This window comes from Virgibacillus salexigens (genome assembly GCF_014905415.1).
In the GTDB taxonomy this organism is placed as follows: domain Bacteria; phylum Bacillota; class Bacilli; order Bacillales; family Amphibacillaceae; genus Virgibacillus; species Virgibacillus salexigens.
The window spans coordinates 152,476-168,505 of record NZ_BNEO01000003.1; the positions used below are offsets into that span (position 1 = coordinate 152,476).

General features: G+C 39.1%; 15 protein-coding genes and 3 riboswitches. Of the genes, 12 read left to right on the plus strand and 3 right to left on the minus strand.

Features of this window, described 5'->3' with window-relative positions; translation table 11 throughout:
* The first annotated feature begins 38 nt into the window (after positions 1-38).
* Positions 39-140, plus strand: a riboswitch (purine riboswitch).
* A gap of 138 nt (positions 141-278) precedes the next feature.
* Complete coding sequence (gene guaA, locus JKP73_RS14765) at positions 279-1,814, plus strand: glutamine-hydrolyzing GMP synthase (RefSeq protein ID WP_160807460.1); 1,536 nt, start codon at positions 279-281, stop codon at positions 1,812-1,814.
* Between the two features lie 73 nt (positions 1,815-1,887).
* Positions 1,888-1,988: riboswitch (purine riboswitch) on the plus strand.
* A gap of 189 nt (positions 1,989-2,177) precedes the next feature.
* Entirely contained in the window at positions 2,178-3,512 is a 1,335-nt protein-coding gene (locus JKP73_RS14770; protein WP_021290770.1) for an NCS2 family permease, read from the plus strand.
* Positions 3,513-3,589: 77 nt separating this feature from the next.
* Here JKP73_RS14770 and JKP73_RS14775 read toward each other — a convergent pair whose 3' ends face one another.
* Positions 3,590-4,765, minus strand: coding sequence for an MFS transporter (locus JKP73_RS14775; protein WP_021290769.1), 1,176 nt, complete (start codon positions 4,763-4,765; stop codon positions 3,590-3,592).
* 76 nt (positions 4,766-4,841) lie between these two features.
* Positions 4,842-5,366 carry a peptide-methionine (S)-S-oxide reductase MsrA gene (gene msrA, locus JKP73_RS14780; protein ID WP_021290768.1) on the minus strand — a complete coding sequence of 175 codons (525 nt, stop codon included), beginning with the start codon at positions 5,364-5,366 and terminating at the stop codon, positions 4,842-4,844.
* A 213-nt stretch (positions 5,367-5,579) separates the two neighbouring features.
* Here msrA and JKP73_RS14785 point away from each other — a divergent pair, with 213 nt between their 5' ends.
* On the plus strand, positions 5,580-6,149 hold the full coding sequence (locus JKP73_RS14785; RefSeq protein WP_231378675.1) for an MOSC domain-containing protein: 570 nt from the start codon (positions 5,580-5,582) through the stop codon (positions 6,147-6,149).
* Between the two features lie 45 nt (positions 6,150-6,194).
* Here JKP73_RS14785 and JKP73_RS14790 read toward each other — a convergent pair whose 3' ends face one another.
* Positions 6,195-6,611, minus strand: coding sequence for an Hsp20/alpha crystallin family protein (locus tag JKP73_RS14790; protein ID WP_234447121.1), 417 nt, complete (start codon positions 6,609-6,611; stop codon positions 6,195-6,197).
* A 233-nt stretch (positions 6,612-6,844) separates the two neighbouring features.
* On the opposite strand from JKP73_RS14790, the gene JKP73_RS14795 reads away from it, so the two are divergent.
* The 9 genes from JKP73_RS14795 (at position 6,845) to purF (ending at position 16,024) form a co-directional block, all read left to right on the plus strand.
* Positions 6,845-7,474: a DUF2179 domain-containing protein gene (locus JKP73_RS14795; RefSeq protein ID WP_021290765.1), complete on the plus strand. Its 630-nt coding sequence runs from the start codon at positions 6,845-6,847 to the stop codon at positions 7,472-7,474.
* 124 nt (positions 7,475-7,598) lie between these two features.
* Positions 7,599-7,699, plus strand: a riboswitch (purine riboswitch).
* Positions 7,700-7,877: 178 nt separating this feature from the next.
* Positions 7,878-8,366, plus strand: a complete 489-nt coding sequence (gene purE / locus JKP73_RS14800) for a 5-(carboxyamino)imidazole ribonucleotide mutase (protein ID WP_021290764.1) — start codon at positions 7,878-7,880, stop codon at positions 8,364-8,366.
* The gene (purK, locus tag JKP73_RS14805; protein ID WP_160807459.1) at positions 8,350-9,483 is read left to right on the plus strand and encodes a 5-(carboxyamino)imidazole ribonucleotide synthase; all 1,134 of its coding nucleotides are present in this window, start codon (positions 8,350-8,352) and stop codon (positions 9,481-9,483) included. The genes purE and purK overlap by 17 nt, the downstream gene beginning before the upstream one ends.
* Entirely contained in the window at positions 9,480-10,775 is a 1,296-nt protein-coding gene (gene purB / locus JKP73_RS14810) for an adenylosuccinate lyase (protein ID WP_160807458.1), read from the plus strand. Before purK ends, purB begins: the two co-directional genes overlap by 4 nt.
* Positions 10,776-10,785: 10 nt before the next feature.
* Positions 10,786-11,499, plus strand: a complete 714-nt coding sequence (gene purC / locus JKP73_RS14815) for a phosphoribosylaminoimidazolesuccinocarboxamide synthase (RefSeq protein ID WP_160807457.1) — start codon at positions 10,786-10,788, stop codon at positions 11,497-11,499.
* Positions 11,496-11,747 carry a phosphoribosylformylglycinamidine synthase subunit PurS gene (purS, locus tag JKP73_RS14820; RefSeq protein ID WP_160807456.1) on the plus strand — a complete coding sequence of 84 codons (252 nt, stop codon included), beginning with the start codon at positions 11,496-11,498 and terminating at the stop codon, positions 11,745-11,747. Before purC ends, purS begins: the two co-directional genes overlap by 4 nt.
* A complete protein-coding gene (purQ, locus tag JKP73_RS14825; protein WP_200411514.1) occupies positions 11,744-12,427 on the plus strand; it encodes a phosphoribosylformylglycinamidine synthase subunit PurQ in 684 nt (227 codons plus the stop codon). The genes purS and purQ overlap by 4 nt, the downstream gene beginning before the upstream one ends.
* Positions 12,411-14,639 (plus strand): phosphoribosylformylglycinamidine synthase subunit PurL, encoded by a 2,229-nt coding sequence (gene purL, locus JKP73_RS14830; RefSeq protein WP_200411515.1) that lies wholly within the window; start codon positions 12,411-12,413, stop codon positions 14,637-14,639. The genes purQ and purL overlap by 17 nt, the downstream gene beginning before the upstream one ends.
* Positions 14,615-16,024, plus strand: a complete 1,410-nt coding sequence (gene purF, locus JKP73_RS14835; protein WP_021290757.1) for an amidophosphoribosyltransferase — start codon at positions 14,615-14,617, stop codon at positions 16,022-16,024. Before purL ends, purF begins: the two co-directional genes overlap by 25 nt.
* The last annotated feature ends 6 nt before the right edge of the window (positions 16,025-16,030 follow it).

The window sequence follows — 16,030 nt, forward strand, 5'->3', positions numbered from 1 at the left end:
TCCTAACGTTGGTTAGTAGAATAGGGACATAATCCAACAAATTAATCAGACATGCCGTTCGTATATCCTCGATAATATGGGTCGAAAGTTTCTACCGGAGCACCGTAAATGCTCTGACTATGAAGGCAGAAGATCAGTATATCTGGATTTCTGCCTTTTTGCATTTAAGAGAGTGCGAATTTCGTTCTCTTAATCGCAGAAGGTAGGAATCCAGTTTTTGTTTTAAAAGAACAATGATGGGCGAAGCGGCGGATTAAATATAGATAGGAGCTATGCAGATGAACAACAATGAATTGGTTTTAGTATTGGATTTTGGCAGTCAATATAATCAACTAATCACTCGTCGAATTAGAGAACTTGGTGTATATAGTGAATTGCATTCACATAAGCTCACTGCTGAAGATATAAAGCGAATGAACCCAAAAGGAATTATTCTTTCAGGTGGGCCACATAGTGTCTATGATGAGAATAGTTTTCGTTGTGACCCAGAAATCTTTGACTTAGGTATTCCGGTTTTAGGGATATGCTATGGTATGCAGCTAATGTCGCTTCATTATGGTGGGAAAGTAGAAAAAGCGAAAAGCCGTGAATATGGAAAAGCGCTTATTGACCTAAATGAAGATCCAATTTTATATAAAGGTACACCGAAGCAGCAAACGGTTTGGATGAGTCATGGAGATAAGGTAATACAGGAACCGGCAAATTTCCAAATCGATGCAACGAGTCAATCTACGCCAATTGCTGCAATGAGCCTTCCAGAAAAAGGCCTTTATGGAGTACAGTACCATCCAGAAGTGCGCCATTCTGAATACGGGAATCATTTACTAAAACAGTTTGTATTTGATGTATGTCAATGTGCAGGGGACTGGACGATTGAGAACTTCATTGACATGGAAGTAGAGAAAATCCAACAAAAGGTTGGCGATCGTAACGTCTTATGTGCATTAAGTGGTGGTGTTGATTCATCTGTTGTGGCTGCTTTAATTCATAAAGCAATTGGCGATCAACTCACATGTATCTTCGTTGATCATGGCCTGCTTCGTAAAAATGAAGCCGATGACGTTATGAAAGTGTTTGCTGATGATTTCCATATGAATATTATCAAAGTAGATGCAAAGGATCGTTTTCTTTCAAAACTTGAAGGGGTCGATGATCCGGAGCAGAAACGTAAGATTATTGGAAATGAATTCATCTATGTATTCGATGATGAAGCAGCGAAATTGAAAGATATCGACTTCCTTGCACAAGGAACACTGTATACAGATATTATTGAAAGTGGAACGGAAACAGCTCAAACGATAAAGTCACATCATAATGTTGGCGGGCTTCCAGAAGATATGCAGTTTCAATTGATTGAACCATTAAACACCCTCTTTAAGGATGAAGTCCGAGAGTTAGGCTCCCAACTGGGAATTCCTGATCATATCATCTGGAGACAACCTTTCCCTGGTCCAGGACTTGCTATTCGTGTATTGGGCGCAGTAACAGAAGAAAAACTGGAAATTGTTCGAGAATCGGATGCCATTCTAAGAGAAGAAATTGCTAAAGCTGGATTAGAAAGAGATATTTGGCAATACTTCACCGTACTCCCTAATATTAAAAGTGTGGGAGTAATGGGCGATGCAAGAACATATGACTATACGATTGGTATTCGAGCTGTTACCTCCATTGACGGCATGACGTCGGATTGGGCTCGTATTCCTTGGGATGTATTAGAACGAGTGTCTACAAGACTGGTTAATGATGTACAGCATATCAACCGCGTTGTGTATGATATTACTTCTAAGCCACCAGCAACCATTGAGTGGGAATAATCGAACAAAAACAATAAAAAAATATTCAACGTTCGTGTTTTATTGACTTATGTAGAAAAAAATCGTATGATAATCCTATAAATAAAAAATAATGCGTATAATTTTGGGGATATGGCCCAGAGTTTCTACCAGACTACCGTAAATGGTCTGACTACGCAAAAAATAGATAGGTCAAGGATGTCATGGGATTTTCTCTGTATATGACAAATACGGCCTTTAATATTTTTTGCATAGAAGAACACTCTAGGGGAGAACCTTAGGGTGTTTTTTTATGTCCTATGTTTTTTATTGGGAAATGCAGAAAGATAGGTTATTTATATAGCAAGAAAGCCTGGATATCTGCTATTTGAAAGGGGAAGAAAAATGAAGAAGTATTTTCGCTTTAAAGAATTAGGTACGAACTATCGAACTGAATTTATGGCTGGATTAACCACATTTCTAGCTATGGCTTATATTTTATTTGTTAACCCATCCACTTTAGCGCTAGTAGGTATTGAAGAATTACCGGACGGCGTTACTCGTATGGATCAAGAGGCTGTATTTGCTGCAACAGCTATTGCGGCAGCGGTCGGTACGTTATTTATGGGAGTTATTGCAAGATATCCAATTGCTTTAGCACCAGGTATGGGATTAAATGCATTTTTTGCTTATACGGTCGTATTAGGTTACGGAATTCCTTGGGAAACAGCGTTAGCTGGCGTACTGGCATCAGGGATAATCTTTGTTATTCTCACATTAACTGGATTCCGCGAGAAAATTATTAATGCTATTCCAGCGAACCTTAAACTTGCTGTAGGAGCAGGGATAGGATTTTTTATCGCATTTATCGGTTTTCAGAACTCCGGAATCATTGTTGCGGATGATGCTACCTTGTTAGCACTTGGGGACATTACATCGCCATCTGTCCTGCTTTCGGTATTTGGGCTCGTAGTATCGGTTATCTTAATGGCGATCGGTATTCGTGGTGGGATCTTTTATGGAATGATTTTGACGGCAATTGCGGGTATGATTGTTGGATTAATTGATCCGCCATCTGGAATGAATGGTATTGTTGGGGAAGTACCAAGTCTTGCTCCGACGTTTGGACAAGCGTTCGCTCATTTCGGAGATATCTTCACCATACAAATGCTTGTTGTCATTTTAACCTTTTTATTCGTTGACTTCTTTGATACAGCAGGTACGATTGTTGCAGTTGCTAATCAAGCAGGATTTATTAAAAATAACAAGTTACCACGTGCGAATAGAGCGTTATTTGCTGATTCAGCAGCAACAGTAGTTGGGGCTTCCCTTGGTACGTCAACAACAACATCTTATGTGGAATCAACAGCAGGTGTTGGGGCTGGCGGGCGTTCTGGCTTTACATCTGTTGTAACTGCCTTGTTCTTCTTGTTAGCATTATTTTTCTCGCCATTACTAAATATTATAACTGCCGAAGTGACGGCGCCAGCTTTGATCATTGTTGGGGTTCTCATGTGTTCTGCATTGAAAGATATTGAATGGAATCATTTTGAAATCGCAGTACCTGCTTTCTTGATTGTTATAACCATGCCGCTTACCTACAGTATTGCAACAGGGATCGCAATTGGGTTTATCTTTTATCCAATCACCATGTTATTAAAAGGGAGAGGCAAAGAGATTCACCCTGTCATGTATGCTTTATTTATTATCTTTATTTTATATTTTATCTTCCTAAGTTAGTAACAAGATAGTCTTGGTAAAGAAGAATCTGAACGATTATCCATTCTATTCGGATAGTAGTTCAGATTTTTTCTCGTTTATCTTTCTTGGTCATGAACATAGGCTTCTTTTCCATAAGGGAGGATATGGTAGATGAATATTAATACGGTTCCTATTGAAGAAACGATTCCCATACCAGTGTAAAGTGTGCCGCCACCATAAGAATCAATGAGTGCTCCTCCTACCAATGAACCAATTATACCTGATAATCCAAAAAAAGTTGCAAAGAAAACAAGATGCCCCGTAGATTGCAATAGCTTAGGAATCAATCGAGAAATATAGTTAAAAGACGCTAAATAAAATACTCCAAATGTTAAGCCATGTAGGAATTGTAAGCCAATAATCTGGTAGGGGCTATCAGCAGCTCCATAGATAAACCACCGAATGCTGTAAAGTACTCCTGCAATAATAACAAAAACAAGTGGATGATACTTTCTGAACCAAAACCCTGCACTAGCGAATACAATCGCCTCTGTCACAACGCCTACAAACCATGCAGAACCAACTAAACCTTCGCTCCCACCAAGTTGTTCAATATATAATCCAATGAAACTGTCATTTGCACGATGCGTAATACTTAAAAACATAATAAAAAGTAAAAAGATAACAAACGGTTTACTTTTAACAATTGCACTGACATCCTTTAATTGAATTGGATCTGACTCTACTTTGACGTCAGTGAGTCGGAATGTCACAAGTAATGCAAGTGCTCCGAAGAATAAATAAGGAATAATCATATACTGAATTCCAACTCTAGTAAGGATTTCACCAATGATTAAGGATGACGTTGCAAAGCCGACAGATCCCCACCAACGAATTTTTCCGAAGGACACACCTAATTCATCCGCTCTTCGTTGCGCAAGGCTATCTCCTAATGCACCAATGGGTGTGACGAAGAAATAAAAAATAGCCCCCATTAAAATAATTGCAATTAAGGTTTCCATTTGGAAGAAAATAATGCTTGTGATGAGTAAGCCGATGATACAGACTTGGATGACCCGTTTTACCGTTTTATATTTATCACTCATATAGCCCCAGAATGGCTGTGCAAAAATCGCGGCAAGTGGACCAACCGCTAACACGTATCCAATTTCATTACCGTCTAAGCCTTTGTATTTTAAATACAAGGGTAAATAACTAAGGATAATGGTGTTTGTAGCATGAAAGGCAAACAACAACATCTTTAAGGGTGTTAAGGATTGTTGATTAGACAAATATCTCGCTCCTGACTTTATAAAACGTTATCATTTTATGGCCTAAATTAACCCCTCGAGAGGGCCAATTTAGGCGTTAATTATTCCAAAATTTTTCTATAAATTCATCTCTTCCAGATTTAGCACGATCTTCCTTATACGCTGTTTCATTTTTTTTGTAGAAATCTTGATGATACGCTTCAGCTGGATAAAAAGTAGAAGCAGGAAGTATCTTGGTTACGATTGGCTTTGTGAATTTGCCGCTAGCGGCTAGGTTTTCCTTTGATGCTTCTGCAGCTGTTTTTTGCTCTTCATTATAATAAAAAATAGCAGTACGATAAGAATCTCCACGATCTTGGAATTGACCGCCATCATCTGTAGGATCAATTTGTTGCCAGTACACATCTAAAATAGTTTGATAGGATAGGATGGAAGGATCATAAATAATCTCAACCGCCTCATAATGCCCTGAATCACCAGTTTTAACATCTTCATAAGTCGGGTTGGATAGATGGCCGCCTGTATATCCGGATACGACCTGTTCGACGCCATCCCATTGGTCAAACGGTTTTACCATACACCAGAAGCATCCTCCAGCGAATGTAGCTCGTTGTTTCGTCATTTTATCCCTCTTTCACCGTACATATTTTCATTTGCCATTAATTTATATAGAATAAAGATACTATATCATATTTAATAAGGGCGTGACATGATGGAAGAGCCATTTATTCATAAAGTATTTATAGAAAAGGAGAAAAAAACGGGAAATTCGGATAGGCTGGATTCACCTTCGAGTAAGAGCAGAAATAAAAACCCTATACAGGAGAAGCTTTGGTTGAGTGAGCGCGGGTTCATGACAGATGCATTGACAGAGGAAAACCAAAATAAGCAGGTTGAACAAGCAGTTTTGGCTTATCCAATAAAACATTATTATAGATGGCAAGAAGAGTTACAGCTAGAGAATATCGAGGTTGGCTCCATGGGCGAAGATTTTTCGGTACTAGAAATGGATGAGTATTCTGTATTTATTGGAGATATATACCGTATTGGAGATGCGGTTATACAGGTAGCGCAGCCCCGTCTACCAACGTGGCATATAGCTGAGCGTTTGCGGGTTGAGGATTTAGCAGTACGGATGCAACGTACGGGACGTACCGGCTGGTATTTTCGAGTGCTGAAAGAAGGGTTTATTCAGGCTGGAACAGATATAGATTTAATGGAACGACCAAATCCGAGATGGTCCATTGCAGCTTGTAATGAAATCATGCATCTATTCAAGGAGGATTTACGATTAGCTGAAGAGCTTATGCATTGTCCGGCACTTGCAAAAACATGGAAACAAGCATTGAAAAAAAGGTTATTGGGATTACCGTCGAATGAAAAGAAACGTTTATATGGTATTTAAAAAGCAGATATGCCACGAACTTAGGTTACCCGTGGCATATCTGCTTTAGCTATCCTCTAATACATGAACATTGATTCTATTTTTCCGACTTGTATCTGAGATTAAACGATGTAGTTGAATATAGACAAGGCCATTTTTGTAAGTAGCCTTAATTTTATCAGAACGAACGGGGAATGGTAGCGATATGCTTCTTTCGAAAACTCCTTGCAGAATTTCCTCTTGTACGACAAACCCTCGGGCATTGTCAATGTCAATTGACCCCTTGAGCTCTAAAGTCGCGTAGTCAACATATACATTAAGTTTATCAAGATCTGTTAATCCGGGTATATTAACTACACAGAAAAGTTCATTATCCGTTTGATATAGGTTTATTTGTGGAATGTTAGGTTTTATAATGCCTTCAAATTCATTCCAAAAGCTGTCGCCAAAGAAATGGTCCATATTCTTTTTCCAATCGGACATTTGCTGAAACGGGTCCAAATGATCACCTCATTTTAGATTTAACCTGATATATGAAAAGGGGACTTAGAAAGCATAGGGAATCATTGTTCCAGGTTAAGGTTTTTCATATTATCCTTACATTAGCCTATGCCCATTTGTGTGGATGGTGAATAGGAAATGAGCATGAATATAAAATGATTTCATATGATTGAAAAATAAGGTATGCTTAGCTTATAAATATAGGAGGGTTTCGCTTGTTAAGTAATGCATTTATAATGGTTGCAATTATTCTTGTGATTAACATTGTCTATGTTTCTTTATCCACTGTACGAATGATTTTAACCTTGAAGGGCAGACGGTATATCGCCTCCATAGTGAGTATGTTTGAGATAGTTATCTATGTGTTAGGGCTAGGGCTTGTATTAGATAATCTTAATGAAATTCAAAATTTAATAGCCTATGCCATTGGTTTTGGGATCGGTGTTATTTGTGGTTCGAAAATTGAGGAGAAATTGGCATTGGGATATATAACCGTTAACGTCATTTCTTCTGATCCAGATATTAAATTTACTAGAATGTTACGTGACAAAGGGTATGGTGTGACAAGCTGGTATGCATATGGAATGGATGGAGACCGGTTATCGATGCAGATTCTCACACCTCGAAAATATGAATTAAACCTTTATGAAACGATTAAAGAAATTGATCCGAAGGCGTTTATTATTGCTTATGAACCAAAACAAATATATGGTGGTTTCTGGGTCAAGCAAGTTCGAAAAGGTAGATTAATGAACCCTAAGAAACGGGCAGAAGAGGATGTAGCAGGTAATAAGCGACAACAGGTCGATGCTGCTTCAACGCAATCATTAGACGATCAAGAGTAGGCCACTGATGGCTTGCTCTTTTATATTTGGTTAATTGCATAAAAACCGAACATTAACGAAAAAAAACAATAAATTGTTCGTTATTTTATTGACATAGCCTTGTTTCCTTGTTATTCTTAAGTCGATCGAACAAAATATAGATCCTCATATAAAACTGAGAATACGGCTCAGAAGTTTCTACCCAGCACCGTAAATGACTGGACTATGAGGGAAGTAGAATCGTTGTGCTAAACAATGATTTGTTTGAATGGATGAAAGACAGGTCTATTCTCTTCTCTCATTAGCCCTGAGGGTAGAAGAATAGACTTTTTTGTTTTTCTAAAAAATTGATATAAGTTACGTAAATGTGTTGTTAAATTAATTGCAACGATTATACCAGAAAGACTAATAGGGGGATTGTCATATGGTTGGAGTGATTATGGGAAGTATTTCAGATTGGGAAACAATGAAACACGCTTGCCAAATATTAGATGAGTTACAAATTCCGTATGAGGAAGATATCATTTCCGCTCATCGAACGCCTGATACGATGTTTACCTATGCGAAATCGGCTCGGGAACGTGGACTTAAAGTGATCATTGCTGGAGCTGGGGGAGCAGCTCACTTGCCAGGTATGGTTGCCTCGCAAACGACATTACCAGTAATTGGTGTGCCTGTGCAAAGCAAGGCATTAAACGGTTTAGATTCACTGTTATCGATCGTGCAAATGCCAGGTGGCGTACCGACTGCAACAGTGGCAATTGGAAAAGCAGGAGCAAAGAATGCTGGTATACTAGCCGCGGAAATTATTGGTGCTTTTGATGACTATGTTGCTGCAAAACTAGCTACATATCGTGAGGAAATGAAGGCGAATGTATCAGAAATGAGGGAAGATCTTGCGAAACACAACTAATATCATTTTACCTGGACAAACAATCGGGATTATTGGCGGAGGACAGTTAGGACGAATGATGGCAATTGCAGCAAAATATATGGGATATCGCGTAAATGTGTTAGACCCTACTGCTGCATGTCCTGCAGCGCAAGTAGCGGATCATCAAATCATTGCTGATTATGCGGATTTAGATGCTATTCAAGAATTAACAGCATTAAGTGATGTCATAACGTATGAGTTCGAGAATGTTGATTTACATGCTGCAGCTTATATTGAACAACAAGGGAAGTTACCTCAAGGCTCGTTTGCATTAGAAGTTACACAAAATAGAGAGAAAGAAAAGACATTAATGGAGGAAGCAAACCTTCCAGTCCCTCCATTTTCAATTGTTAAGAATGGAGCTGAATGTGAACAGGCTTTAGCCGACTTTCCATTTCCAGCTGTAATTAAAACATGTAGTGGTGGTTATGATGGGAAGGGACAGCTAAAAATAGAAAATAGGGAACATATAGCTGCAGCAATCGAATTTGCTGAGCAACATGCTTATTGTATTGTTGAACAGTGGATTCCTTTCGACAAAGAGATCTCCGTAGTCTTTACCCGATCATTAAAAGGAGAAATTACCTTCTTTCCAGTTGCTGAAAATGATCATAAAAACCATATTTTATACCAGACTACCGTTCCAGCTAATATTACCAATGATGTGGAAAAGCAAGCGTATGAAGCAGTTGAGCAGCTTGCTGAGCATATGGATATTGTGGGAACTTTCGCGGTCGAATTATTTGTCAAAGGCGATGGGATTTACTTGAATGAAATGGCTCCAAGACCACATAATTCTGGTCACTATACAATTGAAGCTTGTACGGTTTCCCAGTTCACTCAACATATTCGAGCCATTTGTAATCTGCCTTTAACAGAAGTTAGATTGTTAGAGTCTGCCGTGATGATAAATATCTTAGGTGAAGATCTAGAAGCTATACTTCAAGCAATGACCAAGGCGTCTTCTGGTTTTGTTCATTTATATGGAAAAGATGAAGCAAAATCAAAACGAAAAATGGGACATATTACATTCATTGGGGCTACAATGGATAAAGTAAACGAGCAAATTCAGACATTCGAGGAGGCCAAACAATGATTGAACGTTATACCAGAGAAGAAATGGGATCGATTTGGAAAGAAGAAAATAAATTTAATGCATGGCTTGAAGTAGAAATTCTAGCTTGTGAAGCCTGGAGTGAACTAGGTGTTATCCCTAAAGAAGACGTAGAAAAGCTCCGTGCAAAAGCATCATTTGATATGCCGCGTATTTATGAGATTGAACAAGAAACAAGGCATGATGTAGTTGCATTTACTCGTGCTGTCTCAGAGACGTTAGGAGAAGAACGTAAATGGGTTCATTACGGACTAACTTCAACGGATGTAGTTGATACAGCCCTTTCTTATGTAATAAAGCAAGCAAACGAAATTCTTCGTAAAGACTTACTTCAATTTATTGACATCTTAAAAGATAAAGCAAGTGAACATAAGCATACGGTAATGATGGGAAGAACCCACGGCGTTCATGCAGAGCCGACAACATTTGGATTAAAGTTAGCACTTTGGTATGAAGAAATGCAGCGGAATTTGGAGCGTTTTGAAGCGGCGGCAGCGAATATTGAGTTCGGTAAATTATCTGGAGCTGTTGGTACGTATGCAAATATTGATCCATATGTTGAGCAATATGTATGCGGCAAGTTAGGGCTAACGCCTGCTCCAGTATCTACACAGACGTTACAACGTGATCGTCATGCTGCTTATATGTCGACATTAGCATTGATTGCGACATCAATCGAAAAGTTCGCCACCGAAATTAGGGGATTGCAGAAGACGGAAACACGCGAGGTCGAAGAACGGTTTGCAAAAGGACAAAAGGGTTCATCAGCCATGCCCCATAAACGTAATCCAATTGGTTCGGAAAATATGACAGGAATGGCACGAGTAATTCGTGGTTATATGACTACAGCATATGAGAATGTTTCCTTATGGCATGAACGGGACATTTCTCATTCCTCAGCAGAACGAGTCATATTACCTGATGCAACCATTGCCCTTAACTACATGTTGAATCGCTTCGCTAATATCATTAAGAATTTAACTGTTTTTCCAGAGAATATGAAGAAAAACATCGATAAAACATATGGTGTTATTTTTTCACAACGCGTGCTGCTTGCGTTAATCGATAAAGGAATGGTTCGCGAGGAGGCATATGACATTGTTCAGCCAAAAGCGATGCAAGCCTGGGAATCAGGTACCCATTTCAAACAATTAGTAGAAGCAGATGAACAAATTACCAGCCAATTATCACCAGCAGAAATTGAAGATTGTTTTGACTATACGTACCATTTGAAGAATGTCGATGTTATTTTTGATCGAATTGGATTAAAGTGAGGTGTTTCTTATGAAAGACGTGTTGTTATATGAAGGAAAAGCAAAGAAAGTGTATCAGGCAAAAGGAAAACAAAATCAACTGGTTTTGGCCTATAAAAATGATGCTACAGCGTTTAATGGGGAGAAAAAATCTAGCTTTAACGGAAAGGGACGACTTAATAATGAAATTTCTTCAAAAATTTTCAACTTGCTTCACGAAGCTGGAGTGAAAACCCATTTTATTGATCGGTTAAGTGAAACCGAGCAGCTCGTCTATCAAACAGAAATTATCCCACTGGAAGTAGTTTTTCGTAATGTTGCTGCAGGCAGCATTACGAAACGACTAGGAATTGAAGAAAAGACACCGTTTCATCCACCGCTTGTGGAATTATTCTTTAAGGACGATGAACTTGGTGATCCATTAATTAATGACCAGCATGCATTATTTTTATCCTCCATTACGCAAGATGAATTACAAGAAATAAAAGACAAGGCATTAGAAATAAATCAGCATTTAACTCGTATCTTTCAGTGTATTGGTATCACATTAGTTGATTTTAAATTAGAATTTGGAAGATTAACAGATGGCAGTATTGTACTTGCAGACGAAGTCTCTCCTGATACCTGCCGCTTATGGGATATAAACACAAGTGAAAAACTAGATAAGGATGTCTTTCGCCAAGGTATTGGGGATTTAATTCAAGTTTATGAAGAGATTCTAGACCGTTTGGAGGAGAAAGTATGAAAAAAGTATATGTGCATATTACATTAAAGCAGGGTGTTCTAGATCCACAGGGAAAAGCGATTCAAGCGTCTTTGCATTCACTAGGATTTCAAGAAGTTGAAGATGCGCGTGTTGGAAAAGTCATCGAACTACATGTTCAAGATAGTCCTCATCTCGAAGCGAATGTACAGGAAATGTGCCAAAAATTGCTTGCCAATCCAGTAATTGAAGACTATCGAATTGAAGTGGGGGAGGCTGTTCGTTCGTGAGATTTGCTGTGATCATGTTTCCGGGGTCCAATTGTGATTATGATATGTATTATGCAGTAAAGGAAATACTGGGGAAAGACGCAGATCTAGTATGGTATGAAAATAGTAATCTTTCAACCTATGATGCGATCCTTCTTCCAGGTGGGTTTTCATATGGAGATTATTTACGACCTGGTGCTGTAGCCGCAGCATCTAAAGTAATGAACCAAATAAAGGAGCATGCAGCTAAAGGAAAGCCGATTTTGGGCGTATGTAATGGATTTCAAGTTTTAACGGAAGCCGGTTTATTACCAGGTGCTCTGTTACGAAATCAGAACCTATCTTTTATGTGCCATTATGAATCGTTATATGTAGAGAGCGATCAAACATTATTTACTTCTGAATATAACCCCGGTGAAGTGGTTCGTTTCCCTATTGCGCATGGTGAAGGAAATTATTTCTGCGATAATAACACCTTGCAATCATTAAAAGCCAATAACCAAATTGTATTTACCTATCAACAGAATCCAAATGGTTCCGTAGAAGATATAGCAGGAATTATTAACGAGTCTGGAAATGTTCTTGGTATGATGCCACATCCGGAGCGAGCTGTAGAAGCAATGTTAGGTAGTGATGATGGACTGCGTTTATTTAAGTCATTGGTACGGAATTGGAGGGAAACGTATGTTGCTAACGCATGAAATTAGCCCAGAGATCATTGAAAAAGATGCAATATACAGAGATATGGGGTTAAGTGATGAAGAGTTTCAATTGGTTAAATCGATTTTAAATCGTCGTCCGAATTTCACTGAAACAGGAATTTTTTCTGTCATGTGGTCGGAGCATTGTAGTTATAAGACATCGAAACCATTACTTAAAAAGTTCCCAACAAAAGCTCCACAAGTCTTACAAGGACCAGGAGAAGGCGCTGGGGTCATCGATATTGGTGATAATCAAGCAGTTGTGTTTAAGATTGAAAGCCATAATCATCCTTCAGCTGTAGAACCATATCAAGGAGCAGCTACCGGAGTTGGCGGCATTATTCGAGATGTTTTCTCTATGGGAGCTCGTCCAATTGCGCTGTTAAATTCATTACGTTTTGGTAACATGACCACGGATCATGTCAAGTATTTGTTTTCCGAAGTCGTTAATGGAATAGCTGGATATGGTAATTGTGTTGGTGTTCCAACAGTGGGAGGAGAAGTGCAATTCGATGATTGTTATGAAGATAACCCGCTTGTTAATGCGATGTGTGTGGGGTTAATTAATCATGATGAAATACAAAAGGGGATTGCCGAGGGAATAGGTAATACCGTGTTGTACGCTGGCGCTCCAACAGGTAGAGATGGCATCCATGGTGCAACCTTTGCTTCAGGTGATTTAGGTGAAGATGCAACAAAAGATCGTCCTGCCGTACAAGTCGGTGATCCATTTATGGAAAAATTATTAATAGAGGCCTGTCTTGAAGTCATTCATTCAGATGCACTTGTAGGAATGCAGGATATGGGGGCAGCTGGGTTAACTTCATCAGCAAGTGAAATGGCTAGTAAAGCAGGAACTGGGCTAGAAATGGACTTGGATCTAGTGCCACAACGAGAACAAAAGATGTCAGCTTATGAATTGATGTTGTCTGAATCACAAGAGCGTATGCTACTAGTGGTTAAAAAGGGACGTGAACAAGAAATTATCGAAGTATTCCAAAAATACGGTCTTCAGGCGGTAGCTGTAGGTTCGGTAATTCAAGAGAAAGTTTTCCGAATTAAACAACATGGAACAATCATGGCAAATATCCCGGTTGATGCACTTGCTGAAGAAGCACCAGTTAATCATTTGCCTTCACAAGAAGCTTATTACTATAAAACCTTTCAACAGATGGAAAACACGACTCCGTTAGTCGAAGATCATGCAGATGTGTTAAAGCAGTTATTACAGCAGCCAACCATTGCGTCGAAGGAATGGGTTTATGACCAGTATGATTCGATGGTACAAACAAATACAGTAGTTTCACCAGGTTCAGATGCTGCTGTCATACGTATAAAAGGAACAAATAAGGCTTTAGCAATGACGACAGATTGTAATTCTCGTTATATCTATTTAGATCCGGAGACGGGTGGCAAAATCGCCGTAGCAGAAGCTGCTCGTAATATTATTTGTTCTGGGGCGAAACCACTTGGGCTTACCGATGGTTTGAATTTTGGAAACCCAACGAATCCGGAAGTATTTTGGCAAATGGAGAAAAGTATAGAGGGAATGAGTGCTGCTTGTACTGTTTTAGACACACCAGTAATAAGTGGAAATGTTTCCCTTTATAATCAATCCAAAGGAAAAGCAATATTTCCTACTCCAGTGGTTGGCATGGTTGGTTTACATGAATCATTAGAGCATATCACACCGAATCACTTTCAGGCAGCAGGAGATACCATTTATGTTATTGGAGATACGGATAAAGCATTTGGCGGGAGTGAGGTTCAAAACCTGATTCTAGGAAAATATGAAGGAAAAGCGCCATCTATTAACTTACAGTTAGAAAGAAAGAGGCAACAGCAAGTATTAACTGCGATTCATCATGGAGTTATTTCATCTGCTCATGATTTAGCAGAAGGTGGATTGGCTGTTGGTCTTGCAGAGAGTCTTTTCCAGGTTGCGAATCTAGGTGCATCGATTCAACTAACTGGGGAACCGACCGTAGCATTATTTAGTGAAACGCAATCACGTTTTATCGTTACTGTAAAGAAGGGGAAGGAAGCAAGATTCTTAGAATTGGTTGAAGATGCATATGAAATCGGTAAGGTTACAAATGATCAGACATTATCAATTGGTGTGAATGGCAGCAATATAATCAAGGAAGATGTTCATCAACTACGAGAATTATGGAAGGGAGCTATTCCATGCTTGCTGAAATCAAGGGCATAAATGAGGAATGTGGTGTATTCGGAATTTGGGGTCATGAAAAAGCAGCTGAGTTAACGTATTATGGATTGCATTCCATGCAGCATCGTGGGCAAGAAGGTGCTGGAGTAGTTGTCAGTGATGGAAACCAATTGAAAGCACATAAGGGACTAGGACTTGTTAATGATGTTTTTAAAAATGCTGATTTCTCTGCACTATCTGGGAATGTAGCAGTAGGTCATGTACGTTATTCTACACAGGGTGGTAAAGTACTCGAGAATGTACAGCCACTTCTCTTCCGGTCACAAACCGAAAGTATAGCATTGGCTCATAATGGCAATATCATGAACGCTTATAAATTACGAGGCGAATTGGAAGAAGAGGGGAGTATATTACAAACATCCTCTGATACCGAGGTACTCGCGCATTTGATTAAACGTAGTGGGAATAAAATTACGGAAGAAACAATAGCCAAAGCACTAAATCAAGTAGTGGGTGCATATGCTTATTTAATTTTAAAAGAAAATAAAATGTTTGTAGCTTTAGATCCTACAGGGATTCGTCCATTATCGATCGGTCGATTAGGGGAAGCTTATGTGGTTGCGTCGGAAACCTGTGCCTTTGATCAAATTGGAGCAACCTTTGAACGTGAGGTTCTACCAGGCGAGTTAATAACAATTAGTAAGGAAGGTATGACATCTACAAGATTTGCAATGAGAGAGCAGCGAAAAATGTGTGCAATGGAATACGTTTATTTATCTAGACCAGATAGCGATGTGAATCATGTCAATGTCCATGCATCCAGGAAAAACATGGGGAAGGAACTTGCCAAAGAATCGAATGTCTCCGCTGATATTGTCGTTGGCGTACCCGATTCAAGTATTTCTGCAGCAATTGGTTATGCAGAGGAAAGTGGCTTGCCATATGAGATGGGGATTATTAAAAATCGCTATGTCGGCAGAACATTTATTCAACCATCCCAAGAATTAAGAGAACAGGGAGTGAAGCTTAAACTTTCACCGGTTCGAAGCATCATAGAAGGGCAGCGGGTAATCATGATCGACGATTCAATTGTTAGAGGAACAACAAGTAAGCGGATTGTGCAGATGCTAAAAGATGCGGGGGCGAAAGAAGTTCATGTAAGAATTGCCTCTCCTTCCATTAAAAACCCTTGTTATTATGGGATTGATATGTCGACGAGAGATGAATTGATTGCTGCGAACCATACTCTTGAAGAGATTAGTGAAATCATTGGAGCAGATAGTATTGCTTATTTATCGGAAGAAGGTTTAGAGAAGGCAATTTTAAAAGATAAAACCATTCATCAGGGGATATGTACAGCTTGTATGACGGGAAAATATCCTGTGAAGGAAGAAGGAGCAAAAGAAATTGCTTATACAAGCTGCTAATCGAAT

Bases quoted from the DNA above. Each gene is read 5' to 3' on its own strand.
- guaA (WP_160807460.1), top strand. From the start codon at position 279: ATGAACAACAATGAATTGGTTTTAGTATTGGATTTTGGCAGTCAATAT.
- JKP73_RS14770 (WP_021290770.1), top strand. From the start codon at position 2,178: ATGAAGAAGTATTTTCGCTTTAAAGAATTAGGTACGAACTATCGAACT.
- msrA (WP_021290768.1), bottom strand. From the start codon at position 5,366: ATGACGAAACAACGAGCTACATTCGCTGGAGGATGCTTCTGGTGTATG.
- JKP73_RS14790 (WP_234447121.1), bottom strand. From the start codon at position 6,611: ATGTCCGATTGGAAAAAGAATATGGACCATTTCTTTGGCGACAGCTTT.
- purE (WP_021290764.1), top strand. From the start codon at position 7,878: ATGGTTGGAGTGATTATGGGAAGTATTTCAGATTGGGAAACAATGAAA.
- purB (WP_160807458.1), top strand. From the start codon at position 9,480: ATGATTGAACGTTATACCAGAGAAGAAATGGGATCGATTTGGAAAGAA.
- purC (WP_160807457.1), top strand. From the start codon at position 10,786: ATGAAAGACGTGTTGTTATATGAAGGAAAAGCAAAGAAAGTGTATCAG.
- purS (WP_160807456.1), top strand. From the start codon at position 11,496: ATGAAAAAAGTATATGTGCATATTACATTAAAGCAGGGTGTTCTAGAT.
- purL (WP_200411515.1), top strand. From the start codon at position 12,411: ATGTTGCTAACGCATGAAATTAGCCCAGAGATCATTGAAAAAGATGCA.
- purF (WP_021290757.1), top strand. From the start codon at position 14,615: ATGCTTGCTGAAATCAAGGGCATAAATGAGGAATGTGGTGTATTCGGA.